This is a genomic window from Paenibacillus sp. LjRoot153 (assembly GCF_964253085.1).
Lineage (GTDB): Bacteria > Bacillota > Bacilli > Paenibacillales > NBRC-103111 > Paenibacillus_E.
The window spans coordinates 2,139,680-2,158,178 of the sequence record NZ_CAXUQH020000001.1 but is presented as its reverse complement, the minus strand read 5'-3'; the positions used below and the strand labels follow the sequence as shown (position 1 = coordinate 2,158,178).

The following is an 18,499-nucleotide window of genomic DNA, read 5'->3' as shown; positions in this document are numbered from 1 at the left end:
CTCTCTTAGAATCCTCTTTCATTATCATTCAGCCCGTAAGCGGCAAAGAAGGTATCGCGGAAATCAAGCAATCGATCTTCCTTAATCGCTTCTCTAACTTCACGCATAAGCTGTAGTAGAAAGTGAAGGTTATGAATCGTCGTCAAGCGAATACCGAATGTTTCATCTGCTTTGATGAGATGTCGAATATAAGCACGACTGTAATTCGTACATGTATAACAAGAGCATTTGGCATCAAGCGGGCCGAAGTCCGTTGCATATTTCGCATTACGAATAACTAGACGACCTGAACTTGTCATACAAGTCCCATTTCTAGCAATCCGCGTCGGTAATACACAATCAAACATATCAATACCTCGGATAGCGCCTTCAATCAATGCGTCCGGCGAGCCAACCCCCATCAAATAACGAGGCTTATTCGCAGGCATAAGTGGTGTCGTGTAATCTAACACTTCATACATCAAGTGCTTAGGCTCACCTACACTCAGTCCACCAATAGCATACCCCGGGAAATCCATGGAAGTCAACTGCTCTGCGCTCAGCTTGCGTAGATCCTCATGCATACCGCCTTGGATGATCGCAAACAAGCCTTGATCCTGTGGTCTAGCATGACTTTGCAGACAACGCTCTGCCCACCGCGTCGTACGCTCCAGTGATTTCTTCACATATTCGTATTCAGCTGGAAACGGCGGACATTCGTCGAAGGCCATCATAATGTCAGAACCAAGTGCGTTCTGAATTTCCATAGCCTTCTCTGGCGAAAGGAATAACTTATCTCCATTCAAATGCGATTTGAATGTGACGCCTTCTTCCGTAATTTTACGCATATTGCTTAAGCTAAAAACTTGAAATCCACCACTGTCCGTCAAGATCGGACGATCCCAATTCATGAACTTGTGCAACCCGCCAGCTTCTTTCACAATCTCATGTCCAGGACGAATGAATAAGTGGTACGTGTTGCTTAAAATAATTTGAGCGTCCATCGTTTTCAGTTCTTCCGGACTCATCGTTTTCACAGTTGCTTGTGTGCCTACAGGCATAAACGCCGGCGTTTCGATAACGCCATGCGGGGTGTGAACGCGGCCTAAGCGAGCGCCGGATTGTTTACAGGTTTTAATCGGTTCATACGTTACTGCTGCTGTCATGATATCCACTTCCTATTCTAAGCTTGCTTTTCTTGTTCAATCAAAAGATTTAATAAATCAACATGGCATCGCCGAAGCTGAAAAATCGGTACTCTGCTTTCACAGCTTCTTCGTAGGCTCGCATGACATTGTTCTTACCAGCTAACGCACTAATAAGCATGAGTAATGTTGACTTTGGCAGATGAAAATTCGTCAACAACGCGTCTACGACACCAAACGTATAGCCAGGATAAATGAAAATGGACGTCCAGCCTTGGGAGGACTGAATGTGTAAAGGTTGTCCTTCTTGGTAACCTGGCTGTTCGCGACTCAATCCAGCTGCTGTCTCCAACGTTCGTGCAGATGTCGTACCGACAGCAATAACACGTTTCCCCGCTGATTTCGTCTCATTAATTAATGCAGCTGTCTCTTCTGATAAAATGTAATATTCCGCATGCATCTGGTGATCTTCGATCTTATCCACGGATACTGGGCGGAAAGTGCCTAGACCTACATGCAGCGTCACGAAGGCTAGTCGGACACCTTTGTCCTTCAGTCTTTCCAAATACTCTGCCGTAAAGTGCAAGCCTGCTGTTGGCGCGGCAGATGATCCTTCATGCTTCGCATAGACAGTTTGATATCGTTCCCGCTCGGATAGCTGCTCCTTGATATAAGGCGGAAGCGGCATCTCGCCTAATCGATCCAGAATCTCATTGAAAATCCCGGTGTACCGGAATTGCAGAATACGAGCCCCCATGTCGCCAACGTCTACGACTTCCGCAGTTAGAAGAGGTTCACCGCCCTCATCAGATGTGGTGCCAAATACCGCAACAGCGCCTAGCTGCATACGTTTCCCTGGCTTGACCAGAGCCTCCCAACGGTCCTCGCCGAGCGGCTTAAGCAGCAATAATTCCACTTTAGCGCCCGTGTCTTTCTTCATGCCAAAAAGCCGTGCTGGAATGACTCGTGTATCATTCATCACGAGTAAATCCCCGGCTTCTAAATAGGCTATTAGATCTTCGAATGTGCGGTGAGCGGTTTCGCCTGTTTCTTTATTCAGTGTAAGCAATCTAGACGCCGTGCGTTCTAGCAGCGGCGTCTGGGCAATCAAGTATTCAGGTAATTCAAAATCGAATGCTTGTACTTCCATGTTAGTTATTCATTCCTTCGTTATGTTGACCCCAGTAAAGTACGTCTGAAGTATTTTTTTGTAATCGTAGCCCTTCTCTGCAAAGCCTTTTGCACCCCATTGCGACATGCCTACGCCATGACCAAAACCTTTTCCACGGAAAAAAATTTGATTTCCTTGTAGGGCAGTTGCCCCCTTAGATGGGATGCTAGATGACACTGTTCCTGTCAACACAGGCTTACTTAAGCCCGTACTGCTTAGCGTCATTAATTCCGTTTTCTTCACAGCTGTTGGCTGCGTTTGTTTACCGGATAACACATAGACGCTGTCTGATGATGAACTGCTCGAGACCATACCTGAGCCGCTCAAGATCGCAATGCTTGCAATGCTTGAAACAGATGTGCTAGTACCAGTATAACTGCCTGCTCCTTCTATTTCAAACAGCGTGCTCGGTAAACCGCCTAGTACGCCCCGAATAGCATCCGGATTATCAACCTTCACGACAACTCCGTTCGCTTTCAACTCGATTGCTCGACCAGACGGGCCTCTCTTGGAAACTTCCAGTGAGGTCAACTCCCCGTTAATGGTTATCTTAGCAGCTTCAAGCTTACTCTTGATTTCACTTAAGGTATACGGCCCCCGTATCCACGAATAAGCATTCGATTCTCTCTCTTGACCAAGGATGACAACTTTTTCTTTGGCAGCGAGTTTAGCTATGGAAGGATTCGCAACGTTATCCACATATGGTGCTACTCGAACGTTGATATCTGACTCTGTTGCTTCGAAAATAGCTTTACCTGACTTGTCCTTCTGTCCACTGTCTTTCACATACATGCTATGTACAAAACCGATTCGTCCGTCTGTCAGTTGAATCTGATACCAGATGGCTTTGCCCTGTTCAGCGCCTTCATCCGGGCTAGCAACACTACGTAAATAATCAACCGAATTGCCCCATGCCTCCGTGGAATCTGCTGTTATCCCACCCGCATTCGAAGCAAATACAGGTGAGATCAAGCCTCGCTTATTCGAAATAACTTCATCCTTCGTCGCATCAACGGCTTGGTTGCCAGCTGTAAATTCTTTATCCAAGCCATAGTAAGCCTGATCAAGCGTTGTATCCGTAACTTGCGCAATCTCATATTTGTTTCCTTGATATATGGCATATGTACGCGCAGCTACAGCCTGAGCCTTCAGCGCTTCTGCTGGCCATTGTGAGTTAAGCTCCGCTCCAACAACCCCATATAAATATTGCTCCATTGGAACTTCATTGACTACTGCCAATCGGTCGTGATACGTGCTAATCTCCATGTCGCCACGGAATTTGCGGTCCATACGTTCTTTTACAGCGATGCCCTGTTTCTTAGGATGTATCACTGTTTTCTGCTCTCCAACGGCTGTCACATAATGAGCTACAGCAACAGAAGGACTACTCGAGCTAGTTACATCCGACCTTCGGATCAAGTAGGCAGATTTCGTATTCGCAGCTTGGAGAGGGATATTCGGCGCAGCTTTCAGCGCGGCTTGCTTTACGCTCTCCAGATTAGTGTCCGTTGCCTCACTACCTACCCATACGCCATAGCCAACTTTTCCAGCCCCATCAGCCTCTAAAACCAGATCAGCTTGGACACCAGCCCCCGTGTACACGGTGATTTGCTGCTGTGCTGCCGCCTCTGAAGCATACGTCCCCGCACTCCAATGAAGGGGACCACTAAGCATAGGAGCAACTGACTTCGTTAACGCCGCTACCGTAGGGTCCTTCAAGGCTTGAGCTGCTGCACTTTCGGCTTCAGCCTTCGTAGGAAGATTCCCGTAATACACTTGGTACACCATTTTGCCCAGCATGGTACGACTTAACATGAAGCTTTCCTCTGCCATAGCAGCCAGCTTGGTGTTCAAAGACTTGGCTACTGCGAAGTCTGACGTTTCCAGCATCATCATACTATACTGATCTAATGACATCCGAATGGTTGTATCCGAAATGGAAGCCCATGGCTTCGCCTCCGTATTCGCTGAACTACGCACGCCAATATCGAATCCACCTGGGGATGAGAGTGAAACTAGCGGTTCTATCTTTTTATATTTGGCAGCATTAATGACAAGGGCAACACGAATCTGATCCAAGTGCTTAATCCCATCGGCATTAACTTCAGATCCCCCATATAAAATGGCTGTAAACGTTAATGCAGCTGCCGATATGATGGCAATTCGCTTTGGGTTAACTAGCTGATGTCTTCCAAACATAAAGGTATCGTATCCTTTCTTACGCTATCATCTACTAATGTAGACTCTAGCAAGAGACAGAAGTTTTGTTTATTCGCTGAAAAAAGACAAAAAAAGCTCTTGCCCGCCCTTCCAGCAGCGGCAAAAGCTTATAATTGTCATTTCATGAAGACTGTACGATTAATGATTTAACGTTGCTCCGGTACTGGCAATCCGAGATGGTGGTAGGCTTGCGGCGTCACGGTCCGTCCTCTAGGTGTACGCTGCATAAAACCAATTTGAAGCAAATACGGCTCGTAGACATCTTCAATGGTTTGGCTTTCCTCACCGATGGTTGCTGCGATGGTTTCAAGCCCGACAGGGCCCCCTTGGAAGCTCTGAATTATCGCACGCAGCATCTTATGGTCAATTTCATCCAATCCCAGATCATCCACTTGCAAGAGTCTTAGGGACTCCTTGGCTAACTCCATGGTGATGATGCCATCGCCTCTCACCTGCGCAAAATCGCGTACACGCTTCAGCAATCGGTTCGCGATACGCGGAGTCCCGCGCGAACGCATGCCGATCTCGCGCGCAGCATCACCAACGATGCCGACCTGCAAGATGTCGGCTGTCCGGCTGACGATGTAGCTAAGCTCATCGACCGTGTAAAACTCTAACCGGCTGACGACCCCGAATCGGTCGCGTAGAGGCGCAGAGAGCAAGCCAACGCGTGTCGTGGCGCCGATCAAAGTAAATGGCGGCAGGTCGAGACGCACGGAGCGTGCGCTTGGCCCCTTGCCGATGATAATATCAAGGGCAAAATCCTCCATCGCTGGGTACAGCACCTCTTCCACCGTCCGGTGGAGTCGGTGAATTTCATCGATAAAGAGCACATCCCCCTCCTGCAAATTCGTCAGGATGGCAGCAAGATCTCCAGGCCGCTCGATGGCAGGCCCGGAGGTTGTACGAATATTCACGCCAAGCTCATTGGCGATAATGTTGGAAAGCGTTGTTTTCCCGAGTCCAGGCGGCCCATACAGGAGTACATGATCTAGGGCTTCTTTTCTCATTTTCGCAGCTTCAATATAGATCTTGAGGTTCTCCTTCGCCTGTTTCTGACCGATATATTCAGCCAAAAACCGTGGGCGTAGACTATACTCGACCACATTGTCTTCCATCATAAAATTAGCCGATATGATCCGATCATTGTCCATGGTGTCCCTCCTTTCTTTGCACGTTCAGTTTCTTACATGGTGAATAAAGCTTGCAAAGCAAGCTTCACTAGCACATCTACAGAATCCGATGGCCCTGCTTTTGGCTTCACTTGCAGCCATGCACGATCGACTTCTGCTTCCGTATAGCCAAGTGTCATCAAGGCTTCCTTCGCTTCACTCCAAGGCAGCCCGCCTTCCGTTAATTGTGCCGATCCGACAACACTTAGTGCGACAGCAGCCTCCGGACTAGAGAAGCTCACAGAGCCCAGCTTATCTTTCAAGTCTAGAATAATCCGTTGGGCTGTTTTCTTCCCGATACCAGGAAGCTTCGTCAGAAACGCCAAATTTTCTTGGCTAATCGCTAGGATGACCGCTTCAGGTCTTCCACCTGCTGCTAGAATGCCAAGCGCTACTTTGGGACCAATACCACTAACATCCAGCAATAAGCGGAATAAAGACTGTTCATCACGCGTAATAAAGCCAAACAGGAGATGAGCATCTTCCCTTACATGATAATGGATGAACATCGTGACATCCTCATTTTCTTTATGCGAAAGCGCATAAGGGTTCGGGCAAAAAACACGATAGCCCACACCATTCACATCGAGAACCGCATAGTCACTTTCACGGAGAGCTACTTTACCTCGTAAGAAATCTATCATCGCTTGACCTCGTTTATTCTAGATTGGAGTGCGGAGGAATGTGCATGACAAATAGCGATAGCGAGCGCATCAGCGACGTCATCAGGCTTCGGTATTTGGGACAACTTCAACAAAATCTTAACCATTTCCTGCACTTGCTTCTTCTCGGCATTCCCATAACCTACAACGGCTTGCTTGACTTGAAGCGGCGTATATTCAGCAATCGGCAAACCAGCCTGCACGCCCGCAAGGATCATTACGCCTCGCGCCTGGCCTACGGTGAATGCCGTTGTTACATTTCGATTAAAGAATAGTTTCTCAATGGACATCACATCTGGTTTATATTTCTCTATCAATTGTACTGTAGCGTCATAGACATCCTTCAATCGGATACCTGGATCCGTGTGTGCTTCCGTTTGAATCGAACCATATTGTACCGGGACTAGTTTACTGCCGATTTTATCAATAAAGCCAAAGCCTACGATCGCGATCCCTGGATCAATCCCTAGAATACGCAAAGAATTTCTCTCCCATCTATAAAAAAAAGCGAACATATGTAGTCATTTTCCATTATAGCAGATAACAAAAAAAAGAGATAGACTCGGGATTTCCCGAAACTATCTCTTTTTTTTGTTATCTGTGATATGGTTTGAACTAGGGACGCGACATTGCACCTTCCGTAACTTCTATGGCATAATCGCTGAATGTAGATAATACGCTATTATACTCCTCTATATCCTTGACTCGGATTCCTTCATGGAGTTGTGCCACTGTATCTCTTGGTAAACTGCTTTCTAACTGCTGAATATTGAGTTGGAAAAAGGTTCGAATAATGTGATTGTTTGCAGGGGTCCCATTGAATAACGACAAATTGCTGCTGCCGTCTATCCCGAATACTGCTTTTTCTTTGCAGTCTGGCGATAAATCTTCAATGTTTTCCGTAAAAACAACCTCGCCTGTCTCTTGAATGCTTACCTGCCAACTAGGGTGTTGTTTCTGCAGTGATAGTAGTTCTTGTGACGTATGCGAACCCAACTGACTACGTTCTTCTCCACAAACATAGGACTTGAGCAAATAGCTTTCTCTGCGATCCGAAATGGTTTGCAACAATTTCGTTGCTTCCTGAAGACGTACATCCTCTTCTGGTGTTAAACCAGCGAGGGTCGCGCGTGTGGCAACTTTCGGGTTGTAAGGAGCATCATCACCAAATACGGACCAGGTAACCATAGCAACCAGAACAAATATCCCTAAGGTCAACCAACTTCGCTTCCAGCGTAATCTCTTCTTCAATTGCTTCAAGAACCGATGTACAATCACGTTATCCCCTTCTTCTTGTTTTTTCGTATTGTTTCCATTTGCAAGAAGCACTATACATCATTTACCATAGAAGAGAATGAAACCAATCAAGACGGATGGTGAATTTACCATGAACGGAAGAAAACCAATTAAACGCACAACTCTCCTGATAATAGGTGTCGTTTTATTTTGGGGAAGTGTAGCTTTATGGAACGAAATTCATAAGGTTGGATCCGGCACCTCGAATACCAATACAACATCTGTCTCCCATTCAAATCCAAGTCCCCGTAGCTAATCGTCACGAAACTTCCATGATTTCGGTAACAATTGGTTATAATCGGACTCTCACTCTCATTTGAATTTGACTGTAGCCACAGAAATGATATAGTCAAAGATAGATAAAAACTCTCATAGGCATACAGGAATGACGATATATATGATATAAGCAAATGAGACTGATCTACGACTTTTTTCTAAACGACAACTCTAAGGAGGGAAACATCATGAATGTGGCAGAACTTCAATTAATTCAATTATCCAGACGAGGCGATCGCAACGCTTTCGTGGAGTTAGTCGAGCTCTATCGTAGCAAAATACAAAAGCTTGCGTTTCGGATGCTGCATAACCGTCCTGATTCCGAGGATATTGTGCAAGAAACCTTTATCCGAGTCTATTTGAATTTAAACCACTTTGATGAAAGCCAGAATTTCTCAACTTGGATTTATCGGATCGGAAAAAATGTTGCCATCGACCTGCTGCGCAAAAAAAGGCCCGTTCAATCACTTGATGCGGAGCTAAATGATCTTGATGATGATTACAGCTACTACAGTAAGCTTGCCAGTCAAGATCAATCGCCGGAACATGCCGTGCTTCAAACCGAAATTCAAGAGCATATGCACGCATCCATTAATAAATTAGCTGACAAATATAAAGGCATTATTACGCTGTACTATTTAGAGGAGCTTTCTCTTCAAGAAATTAGTGAGCGCTTGAACCTGCCCATTACGACTGTGAAAACTCGGTTGCACCGAGGGCGTGAGCTCCTTCGCAAAAAGTGGGGAATGAATTTTGTGATTGGTTTAATGACGTTCTTCACATTAGGCATGATCGCTTAATACACATGCAGAATAGAAATAAGCCTCAAACCACGATGAACATCGTGGTTTGAGGCTTATTTGTTTGGAACTTAGAAATTATTAATCCATGGGCTATTCGGTCTGCTTGGTTCTCGCTTCTCCGTGCCCCGATGTTGTTGTTGTAAGAAAGCACCCAACGCTGAGGCTCCAGATAATTTAACTTTTCGCGTTGTGCGGCTTCCGCTTGTTTTGGGTTTAGCAGATTTTTGTTTGTCGCGGATGTCAATTTCAATTTCTTCTAAGGTATCCGAAACCTTCTTTAGCTCATGAGTATGAACTTGAGGCAACAAGGAAGATTCTTCATAGGGAGCGTGCTGCCCTGCGCCTACATAAGGAATACCATAGGGATCATGTTGAAATGCATAGTGCTGAGCCATTGGGTGATCATACGGCATTGGAGGCGGATAAAAGGCAGGTATCACAGGCATCTCATGTGACATATGATCCCAAGGATTCCCCATAGGAACATTGGCGTAGGGGGCTGGATAGTTCATCCATGGATGCTCATTCACGGAAGGACCACCACACCCGCAGCCTTCATCGACTACATTAACTGGAGCTGCCATCGCCCCAAGCGGCTCACAAGGCTCTTCCTGGTACGGAGAATAGGCTGGATACGTCATTGCCTCGTGCTGCTGCTCAGGGTAAGCAAAAACCTCTGTCGCTGTAATATGAAATTGTTGAAACGGATGTACCGCTTGCCCATAGGGTTGATGGAGTCCATGATCTTCCATGACTGGAGCTGGAATAACCGGCGCCTGCTGCGTTATTTGCGGCACGGCTGGAACCGTTTCTCCTGTAGATAACGGTGGTACTTCAACGACAGGTTGTTGTGGGCTCGGGATAATTGGCTGTTGATACGCATCTGTTGGCAGCATTGGCTGAGTCATAGGCACGGGAGCAAATGGCTCTGTGCTGAGCTTTGATGTATTGTGGTGCGTTTGATGCGCTCCATGCTGATTACTTTGCGTATGTCCATGCTGCATTTTGGGGACAAAAACAACATCACCCGTCATAAGTACATTTGGATTTTTCAGGTGTGCATTCGCTTTTATCATCGCTTGCAATGGCACATCCCAGGCTTTCCCAAGCTTCCACAAACTGTCACCTTGTTGTACAACATGCTTATAAACAAAATCAGATGCAGGTGGTTCAACTGGTTTAACTACAGATGGAATTTTCACTTTCATCCCAATCTCAATCTGATTTGGATCAGCTATTTGCGGATTAAGTGCAATAATCTGGTCTAGGGTGGTGTGGTACTTTTTTGCGAGCTCGTACAGGGTATCGCCTTTTTTGACAATATGGATTTTCAAAACCCTACCTCCTCCAAAGTTTTCATCTGAAAACTGACTTCGTAAGCATCTCTTTCGCGTTTCTCTTCCAATCGCCATAAACTTGGCCGCGTCAGCATTCGCTTATTCACAATAATGATATTACAGTTTATGCACGTTCCTAGGCTTTTGCCCCTGTCGCAAAAAAAAAATCCCTCGCGTCATTAACACAAGGGATTTCTCTTAAGAACCAACATATGGATAGCTTGGATAACAGCCCAAAATTCGAACCTGACATCCAATAGCTTCAATCTCTTGAATAGCTGAAGGCAGAAGAACAGAGTCCATCGTACCAGCAATATCGATATAGAAATAATAATTGCCAAGCTTCTTCTTCGTCGGTTTCGATTCAATCTTCGAAAGATTAATTCTCCGCCATGCAAAAGCCGATAGCACTTGGTGCAAAGCACCAGGATAATCCTCTGGGAGTGTAACCAGAATCGTCGTCTTCATATCCTCCGATGGCATCAACTCCGATGCTTCTTTACCAACAAGCAAGAAACGAGTCATGTTATCCTTGTGATCTTGAATCTCGCGCTGCAGCATAGGCACACCATAGTTCGTCGAGGCAATGGCTGTCCCAATCGCAACGACCGTTGGGTCCTGAAGCGTAGACACAATGCGTACGCCCTCAGCCGTAGAGCTTACTTGTTCAAACTCGGCCTCACGCAAATATTGCTTCATAAATTGATTGCATTGCGCTGGCACAACTTGATGAGACAGGACCTTACGAATATGACGATAGGGATTCGATGAATCAACTTCTGTATCGGGATTCGGGTAACCAATCAGATTCATATCGATCGGAAACACCCATTCTGCTCGAATCGGAAGATCGACTTCATGAACGAGCCAATCCACGTGAAGATGTACAGAACCCTCTAGCGTATTCTCAATTGGGATCACACTTAAATCGGTTTCACCCGATGCAGTTGCATTGAAAACCTCAGAGATCAACTTATACGAGACATACGTAAAATTCTCACCTAGAAAGTGACGTGTAGCTTCCTCCGAGAACGTGCTGGGTCCAAGAATCGCAACTCGCTTCATGCCAGCACCTCATTTTCCACCAAGGAAAGCAGACTCTCATCTCCGCTTTGAAGGACTGTCGTAGTTACACCCTCTTGGCTTGGCTTCAACCATAGAAGCTGGGCTTCAATGCCTTCCTTAGCCAACGTGTCTTGAAGAAACGCCTCTAGCTCAGCCTTCCTGTCGCTGCGTGCATCGACCAGCGCTAACATGGTTGGTCCCGCTCCGCTCAAAGCAACACCAAGCGCGCCATGATCTTCACATTCATTCAATAGTGTCTTCATGCCAGGGATAAGTGCCGCGCGATAGGGCTGATGCAATCTGTCCTTCATCGCAAGACGAATCATCTCTAAGTTCCCTGTGCTTAAGGCAGCAACAAGTAACGAGGAGTGACTAAGATTGAACACCGCATCCTTCATGGTTACATGCTGCGGCATAACGCCCCTCGCCTTTTCGGTCGATAGTTGGAAGGCCGGTATCGCCACCAGCACCTCCAAATTATGATCTGGCTCAATCCGTATGGACTCTGCCCTCACTTCGTCCCAGAACGCAACGACAATTCCGCCATATAGGCTTGCGCCCACATTATCAGGGTGCTTCTCCAAGCGCGAAGCGATTTGAAACAGCTCATAGGTTGAGAATCGATTCCCAATTAGCGCGTTCGCTCCTGCAAGCGCACCTACGATTGCTGAAGCACTGCTTCCTAGACCACGTGTAAGTGGAATTTCACTATACATGGAAATCTCAAGCTCTGGATGTGAAACGCCTGCTTTATCAAACACCATTTGAGCTACTTTATAGATTAAATTCGATTTATCCGTAGGAATTCCACTCATCTGATCGCCGATCAATTGAATTCTTGTCTGATCAGAGATCGCCATATCAATCCAAGCATATAAGTTCAAGGCCATCCCCAAGGAGTCAAAGCCGGGACCTAGATTCGCTGTACTTGCCGGTACTTTCACCCTTACCTTTTGTTCTGTCTTGTAGCTCATTTCGAAATTGCGCCTCTCTTCACTTAAATTAAACGACTAACGCACCCCTCCTAGGACGAGTGCGTTTACCGATTTCTAGCCTTCTACACGATACACGCTCTTAATCGCATGGATAACATCCATGGATTCGAATTGATTCAATACATTTTTCATGCTCGCTTGATTTGCATCGTGTGTAATAATGATGATTTCAGCTTTCGGGTTCGATTTATTCGGATGTTGGAAGACCGATTCCAAGCTAACCTCATGCTCTGCGAAAATTTGTGTAATTTGAGCGAGCACCCCTGCTTTGTCTTCAACATGAAGTAAGATAAAGTTTTTGGAAGCGATTTGTTCGTCCGTTTTAAGCTTCTTCTCTTTGTAAGGCGCCTGTACCGTACGTCCGTTAATACCTAATTTCAAATTGCGTACAACAGCCACTAGATCAGCTACAACGGATGTTGCTGTAGGAAGCTCACCCGCACCGGCACCGTAAAACATCGTTTCACCAACAGCTTCACCAGTCACATAGACTGCGTTGAATACGCCGTTTACGGAAGCTAGTGGATGCGAGTTTTTGACCATTGTCGGTTGAACACTGACGGAGATATGGCCATCATGATTCTCAGCTATACCGAGTAGTTTTACTTCATACCCTAACTTTTTACCGTACTGGATATCTTCTTTCGTTACCTTGGAAATCCCCTTCGCTTCCACATCGCTCAATGCGACATTGGCATGAAAACCAAGCGTCGATAAGATCGTCATTTTGCGAGCCGCATCTAAGCCCTCAACATCCGAAGTTGGATCTGCCTCTGCATAGCCCAATTCCTGTGCTTCTTTCAACACATCGGCATATGCTGCGCCTTCTTGACTCATTTTGGTTAAAATGTAGTTCGTAGTGCCGTTCACAATCCCCATAATCTTCGTGATACGATCGGAGGAGAAACCTTCAACAAGTGCACGAATGATTGGAATCCCGCCTGCAACACTCGCTTCATAAAAAACATCACAGTTATTTTCAGCGGCTTTGGCCAAAATTTCAGCACCATGCATCGCCATTAGATCCTTATTAGCTGTAATGATGTGTTTGCCGTTCCCTAGTGCTGTTAGAATGTGTGCTTTCGTTGCTTCAACGCCACCCATCACTTCAACAACGATATCGATATCACTATCCCCGATTACATCCCAGACGTTCTCTGTTAGCTTATCTGCATCAACAGAAATGTTACGATGTTTGGATTTATCTTGTACAAGAATTTTTGCAATTTCAATGACTGAACCTGTTTGACGTTGCAAATCCTCTTGATGCCCTTCAACAATACGCACTACACCTGTTCCTACAGTACCTAATCCTAGTAAACCAACCTTGATGGGTTTCATTTCATTACCTCCTGAATTCTATGCTAATCTTAACTGCCTTGACCGATGACCATGGCACGCTTGACTCCGTCTTGCGCCCCAAGGCGATCCACAATTTCCCGGATCTCCTCGCCCATGGATGAAATTTCTAAAGATATAACGACATTCGCCATACCTTGTAATGGAATCGTTTGGTGGATGGTCAATACATTGCCATCCAAGTTGGCGATAAGTGCGAGTACGCGGGACAATATCCCGGACCTATGCTCCAAATCCATTGAAATCGTAATTATGCGTTCGCGCTCTAGCTTGCTAAGTGGATGAATGCCATCTTTATACTTATAGAAGGCGCTTCTGCTCAGCCCAACTTGTTCTACAGCGTCGTGAATCGTCTTCACTTCACCCCGTGCAAGTAACTCCTTGGCCTGTGCTGTTTTAAGAACACCTTCTGGAAGAATGTCCTCGCGGACTAAGTAGTACCTTTCAGGTCCGATGTGCTTCATGGTTGGAAGAAACTCTTTGCTCTCCGGCACCTAACTACCGTCCTCTCCAAAAAGACTAATGTTTCTCTATAGTGGACATTATATCGAAACATGCCTCGGGAAGCAATAGGCAAAATGCATACAAGCACTCGCCTTTGCAGCCCCTTCCCTTTCTATGATAAGCTGAAATGGAACCAACGAAGGGAGGGGATCTCTCCATGAATACATTACGAATGATGTCTACCGCACTTTTATGGAACAAACATGACGAGCTTCTCATGATGAAACGCGCGTTAAACCGCACTCTCTCTCCGGGCTTATGGGCGGCAATTGGCGGTCATCTCGAACCGCATGAAATTAGTCAACCAAGAACGGCTTGCTTTCGTGAAGTCTGGGAAGAAACCGGCATTGAGCAAGACGAGATTCACGATTTACATCTGCAATATGTCTTAATTCGGCTCAATGGCCAAGAAATACGGCAACAGTTTTTCTATATCGGTACAACGGATGTGAATCCACGAATCGTTACATCGGAAGGTGATTTGCATTGGATTCACAAAGCAGCCGTCCTAGATCGCCCGATGCCCTATATTTTCCGCTGTTTACTCCAACATTATTTCAGCGTAGGCCGGACTTCCCATCCGTGGATAGGCTCAGCAGGGATTCAATTAGGGACAGATACACCTACGATTCATTGGAACCCATTATTGGACCCGATGCAAATTTAATCCAGCCCTTGACTTGGAAAAGAGCAGACAACGATTTCTCGTTGTCTGCTCTTTTTGTAGCTCCTTTATAGCGCACTGCCTCCGAATAGAAAGCGATATTCCCAGTGCCGATTCGCGATGGAATCAATTCGCACGCCGCCACTTTCTTTGGAATACGTCGAAAGGATTTGACCATTGCCTAAATAAATAGCAACATGTGTAATCGTTTGTGCTGACTTATTAATTCCTGAATAGTTGGATTGCGCCGTCCCTTTATAAGACATAAAGAACATGAGATCGCCAACTTTGAGATTATGCCAGTCCGTTACATTGTGTCCGAGCGACTTCACATATGCGCCTTGACCTCTAGAATCGGATGGTAATTTCAGTCCAATTCCGTCCAAGAATGCCTGACGTACAAAATCAGAGCAATCAAACGTAGACGTGTTATCACGACTGGAAGCATATTCATATGGCGTTCCTAAGTATTTCTTACCTGCAGCTATCACTTTTTGAATCTTTTCGCTTGTTGTCCCGCCTGTATTCGTTCCAGGAGATGTGCTTACACCTGAGGTTGAAATATAGGTAGGACTTGAACTTATGTATCCTTCACGACCATCTGATGCTTTGACTTTATACCAATAAGCATTTACTTTCTGCAGGATTTGAACGGTTTCTCCTGCCTTCAGATAACGGATTCGCGTTGCATTCTCATTTGCAGCAGTACGGAAGCTCACGCTTGCGACGATACGTCCTGTACCCGTTGAAGGTGACGTAGTTTGACCGTTTGCTTGTATATACTTAGAATTCGTTGAGACATAACCGATTTGTCCATTCGTCACTTGAACTCTATACCAGTAGGCATTTACTTTCTCAATAATGGAGACAGGCTCACCAGCTTTCAAATAGCGAATACGCGGTGAATTCTCATCAGGACTTTGGCGGAAGCTCACACTGCTAATAACTTGACCAGTAGTTGCAGCAGAAGCTGCTTTAGGGAATGGGACTGTGACAGCACCAAATAGTAGTGATGGGATAAGGGCAAAAGCAAGTAGTTGTTTCTTCAATGTTGTAGGCCTCCTAGCATTTTGTACTTACGAATCATAATGACACTAGTAAATGGTAACATATCCATTGATTAAGTTTTAGCTGTAACATCTACCAATTCTCCTACCCCCATAAAATAAACGGCTACTCCGTCCTACTTGGACAGGTGCGTTTATCTAAAAATATAGACAAATTATCGTGTGAAACTATATATTCTATATTTCAAAAAAAGACCTCCCATTTGCTGTCTACTCACAGCTTTATTGGAAGGCCTTCAACCTATTTTCGTAGAGGAGTCATCACTATCAGCAAGATCTTGCATTTTCAAATACTGACTCTGATCGATCCAACGCTGCATGATTTTATGCGCTTCTTTCCGCTGTAGTAAAGCTTCGGCAAGCTGAAAGCCCTCTTCGTAGCTATCTACCTTATCAAACCATTTCAATCTTAGCCCCGTATTGAAAATGACGTGATCACGTTCACGTTTAACTTCTATCCCGTCTTCACCTGATATAATGCGTTTCACCATCGTAATCTGATCTTCTTTCGCGAGATTAGGTAAAGGCGTACTCGAGAAGCCAAATTTCTGTGGCTCCACACTACGGGACTCATCTCCCCAGGGTGTCACAATCCGGATCGTGCTGTTCTCATAGAGGGGTAAATCCTCAGAGCCATCAATCCCGCTAATAATATAAGCTTGTTGAAACCCCGAACGAATCGAAATCGGTATCAAGGATTCCATTGCTTTGCGCTGCTGCACACCGATAATTAAATTCGTCGAAAGCACAGGATTTAGTACTTTCTCTATGGTGTCTATGACTGTCCGTATACCTAATTGTTCTCGGACCTGCTTTAGTCGTCCAATTGGCGGACACAGTTGCTCTGTGGGCAGAAATCCAATATGCAAATGAAATAACAAGGATTGCCAAGCCTTCACAGAAAGTTGCAAGGAAACACCAAAGCTTTCTACGATCTCCTTCAGTGCTGTCCCTTGTCGGGACGGAAGCGCATCGCCACCTTGCATCACCTGGGTGAACCCCACTGACGCAAGCAGCAGGCTGACTGGCAGCGTAACAGGGAATCGCTTTCTCCCTTCCGTTGGCCCGATTGAATTAAGTGAGTTAGGCTGAGTATGATAATTCAACGAATAGCCGCGATAGACATCGATAAAGGCCATCAACTCGTCATCTGCTTCCCCTTTCATACATAACGCCATTAAAAACGCTGCGCATTGCGCGTCTGTAGAATCTCCTTTCGCCATTTCTCCAGCAGCTTCTACAGCTTCTTCGTAGGTTAGATTCCGCATACGCGTCTGATCCGAACCCATCGCTTGAATCCATCTTTTCATCATGCTCCTCCTTTCTCAGGCTCAAACGGTGTTATATTTACTTACATAATTTTAGTGTTATATCTAAAATGGTAATACTTTCGATACTACATGTCAAGTATCATGACATTAAATGCATCGAAATGAAAAAAAGCACCTATCCCGTAAGGATAAGTGCTTTTTTGATCTATAGATTGTTCTCGTCGAACTCGAAATCAAAGTCGCCAATTTGAATCGTTTGTCCATGGACTGCGCCACGTTTACGCAACTCATCATCAATGCCCATGTTACGCAAAATACGTGCAAAACGCGCGATTCCATCCTGGGTGGTAAAATTCGTCCGCTTGATCAATTTCTCAATTGACGGGCTCTCGATAACGAAGACATCATTATCACGACGAATCGTGAAGTCATTCTCTTCGCGTTTCTCAAATCGATATACTTTACGCTCTTCCGTTTGAGCTACCCCCTCAACCTCAGGGGCATTCGGGATGCTTTCCACGATGTCAGAAATCTTATACAGCAGCTCTTGAACGCCGCCGCGCGTCAATGCCGAAATCGGATAAACCGCATAATCCTTACCATCAGCAGCCAACTGCTCTTTGAACATGGCCAAATTATCTTCGGACTCTGGCATGTCCATTTTGTTGGCTACAACGATTTGAGGACGTTGCTCTAACTTCGCATTATAGAGCTTGATTTCTTCATTGATTTTGATGAAATCCTCATAAGGATCACGTCCGTCCGCAGCCGACATATCCACGACATGGACAATAACCCGCGTCCGCTCTACGTGACGTAGAAACTCATGACCCAAACCTACACCTTCGTGAGCGCCTTCGATCAAGCCTGGCAAATCTGCCATCACGAAGCTTCTGCCATCCCCAACATCAACTACTCCTAGGTTTGGGGTTAACGTTGTGAAGTGATACGCTGCAATCTTAGGCTTCGCGGCAGAAACGACAGACAATAAGGTAGATTTACCCACACTCGGGAAACCGACAAGCCCTACATCAGCCATTACTTTCATTTCTAAGATAACCCAACGTTCTACGCCTTCTTCACCGTTCTCAGCAATCTCAGGAGCTGTCACACGCGCAGTAGCAAAGCGCGTATTTCCTCTTCCGCCTCGGCCACCCTTCGCAACGACAACTTCTTGCCCATGACGTGTTAAGTCAGCAATCACTTCTTGCGTGTCGTCATCAATTATGGTCGTACCAGGGGGGATTCGAACGATCATATCCTCTGAGTTGGCTCCATGCATCGATTTGTTACGGCCTTTCTCGCCGCGTTCTGCTTTAAAATGCTTCTGATAACGGAAATCCATCAATGTCCGTAGACCTTCATCTACGCGGAAAACAACATCACCGCCGTTGCCTCCGTCACCACCGGCAGGACCACCCTCCGGTACATACTTCTCCCGACGGAAAGCAACTAAACCGTCACCACCGTCGCCGCCTTTTACAAAAATCTTCGCCTTATCAACAAACATTTC

General features: G+C 45.8%; 17 protein-coding genes. 2 read left to right on the top strand and 15 right to left on the bottom strand.

The window, feature by feature from the left end; translation table 11 throughout:
• Positions 1–5: 5 nt before the first annotated feature.
• From tgt to ACSQ8P_RS09485, 7 genes are all read right to left on the bottom strand, one after another.
• Positions 6–1,145: a tRNA guanosine(34) transglycosylase Tgt gene (gene tgt, locus ACSQ8P_RS09515; RefSeq protein WP_057311648.1), complete on the bottom strand. Its 1,140-nt coding sequence runs from the start codon at positions 1,143–1,145 to the stop codon at positions 6–8.
• 49 nt (positions 1,146–1,194) lie between these two features.
• Positions 1,195–2,274: a tRNA preQ1(34) S-adenosylmethionine ribosyltransferase-isomerase QueA gene (gene queA, locus ACSQ8P_RS09510; protein WP_436234949.1), complete on the bottom strand. Its 1,080-nt coding sequence runs from the start codon at positions 2,272–2,274 to the stop codon at positions 1,195–1,197.
• Positions 2,275–2,283: 9 nt separating this feature from the next.
• A complete protein-coding gene (locus ACSQ8P_RS09505; protein WP_436234948.1) occupies positions 2,284–4,494 on the bottom strand; it encodes a SpoIID/LytB domain-containing protein in 2,211 nt (736 codons plus the stop codon).
• 167 nt (positions 4,495–4,661) lie between these two features.
• On the bottom strand, positions 4,662–5,669 hold the full coding sequence (ruvB, locus tag ACSQ8P_RS09500) for a Holliday junction branch migration DNA helicase RuvB (protein ID WP_436234947.1): 1,008 nt from the start codon (positions 5,667–5,669) through the stop codon (positions 4,662–4,664).
• 32 nt (positions 5,670–5,701) lie between these two features.
• Positions 5,702–6,331 carry a Holliday junction branch migration protein RuvA gene (gene ruvA / locus ACSQ8P_RS09495; RefSeq protein WP_056610398.1) on the bottom strand — a complete coding sequence of 210 codons (630 nt, stop codon included), beginning with the start codon at positions 6,329–6,331 and terminating at the stop codon, positions 5,702–5,704.
• The gene (ruvC, locus tag ACSQ8P_RS09490; RefSeq protein WP_056610396.1) at positions 6,328–6,828 is read right to left on the bottom strand and encodes a crossover junction endodeoxyribonuclease RuvC; all 501 of its coding nucleotides are present in this window, start codon (positions 6,826–6,828) and stop codon (positions 6,328–6,330) included. Before ruvC ends, ruvA begins: the two co-directional genes overlap by 4 nt.
• A gap of 136 nt (positions 6,829–6,964) precedes the next feature.
• A complete protein-coding gene (locus ACSQ8P_RS09485; RefSeq protein ID WP_436234946.1) occupies positions 6,965–7,678 on the bottom strand; it encodes a BofC C-terminal domain-containing protein in 714 nt (237 codons plus the stop codon).
• Positions 7,679–8,109: 431 nt separating this feature from the next.
• On the opposite strand from ACSQ8P_RS09485, the gene sigW reads away from it, so the two are divergent.
• Positions 8,110–8,721: an RNA polymerase sigma factor SigW gene (sigW, locus tag ACSQ8P_RS09480; protein ID WP_436234945.1), complete on the top strand. Its 612-nt coding sequence runs from the start codon at positions 8,110–8,112 to the stop codon at positions 8,719–8,721.
• A 71-nt stretch (positions 8,722–8,792) separates the two neighbouring features.
• Here the strand turns inward: sigW and ACSQ8P_RS09475 are convergent, their stop codons facing one another.
• The 5 genes from ACSQ8P_RS09475 to ACSQ8P_RS09455 all read right to left on the bottom strand — a co-directional run bounded on the left by ACSQ8P_RS09475 (position 8,793) and on the right by ACSQ8P_RS09455 (position 13,944).
• The gene (locus ACSQ8P_RS09475) at positions 8,793–10,058 is read right to left on the bottom strand and encodes a LysM peptidoglycan-binding domain-containing protein (protein ID WP_436234944.1); all 1,266 of its coding nucleotides are present in this window, start codon (positions 10,056–10,058) and stop codon (positions 8,793–8,795) included.
• 201 nt (positions 10,059–10,259) lie between these two features.
• Complete coding sequence (pheA, locus tag ACSQ8P_RS09470; RefSeq protein WP_436234943.1) at positions 10,260–11,126, bottom strand: prephenate dehydratase; 867 nt, start codon at positions 11,124–11,126, stop codon at positions 10,260–10,262.
• Positions 11,123–12,100, bottom strand: a complete 978-nt coding sequence (gene thrB / locus ACSQ8P_RS09465) for a homoserine kinase (protein WP_436234942.1) — start codon at positions 12,098–12,100, stop codon at positions 11,123–11,125. Before thrB ends, pheA begins: the two co-directional genes overlap by 4 nt.
• A 75-nt stretch (positions 12,101–12,175) precedes the next feature.
• Positions 12,176–13,462 (bottom strand): homoserine dehydrogenase, encoded by a 1,287-nt coding sequence (locus ACSQ8P_RS09460; RefSeq protein ID WP_436234941.1) that lies wholly within the window; start codon positions 13,460–13,462, stop codon positions 12,176–12,178.
• A gap of 29 nt (positions 13,463–13,491) precedes the next feature.
• Positions 13,492–13,944: an ACT domain-containing protein gene (locus ACSQ8P_RS09455; protein ID WP_056610603.1), complete on the bottom strand. Its 453-nt coding sequence runs from the start codon at positions 13,942–13,944 to the stop codon at positions 13,492–13,494.
• A 197-nt stretch (positions 13,945–14,141) separates the two neighbouring features.
• On the opposite strand from ACSQ8P_RS09455, the gene ACSQ8P_RS09450 reads away from it, so the two are divergent.
• Positions 14,142–14,651 carry an NUDIX domain-containing protein gene (locus tag ACSQ8P_RS09450; RefSeq protein ID WP_436234940.1) on the top strand — a complete coding sequence of 170 codons (510 nt, stop codon included), beginning with the start codon at positions 14,142–14,144 and terminating at the stop codon, positions 14,649–14,651.
• Positions 14,652–14,716: 65 nt separating this feature from the next.
• Here ACSQ8P_RS09450 and ACSQ8P_RS09445 read toward each other — a convergent pair whose 3' ends face one another.
• The 3 genes from ACSQ8P_RS09445 to obgE form a co-directional block, all read right to left on the bottom strand.
• On the bottom strand, positions 14,717–15,697 hold the full coding sequence (locus ACSQ8P_RS09445) for an SH3 domain-containing protein (protein ID WP_436234939.1): 981 nt from the start codon (positions 15,695–15,697) through the stop codon (positions 14,717–14,719).
• Positions 15,698–15,951: 254 nt separating this feature from the next.
• Positions 15,952–17,025 carry an anthranilate phosphoribosyltransferase gene (locus ACSQ8P_RS09440; protein ID WP_436234938.1) on the bottom strand — a complete coding sequence of 358 codons (1,074 nt, stop codon included), beginning with the start codon at positions 17,023–17,025 and terminating at the stop codon, positions 15,952–15,954.
• Positions 17,026–17,191: 166 nt separating this feature from the next.
• A complete protein-coding gene (gene obgE, locus ACSQ8P_RS09435) occupies positions 17,192–18,496 on the bottom strand; it encodes a GTPase ObgE (RefSeq protein WP_436234937.1) in 1,305 nt (434 codons plus the stop codon).
• Between the last annotated feature and the right edge of the window lie 3 nt (positions 18,497–18,499).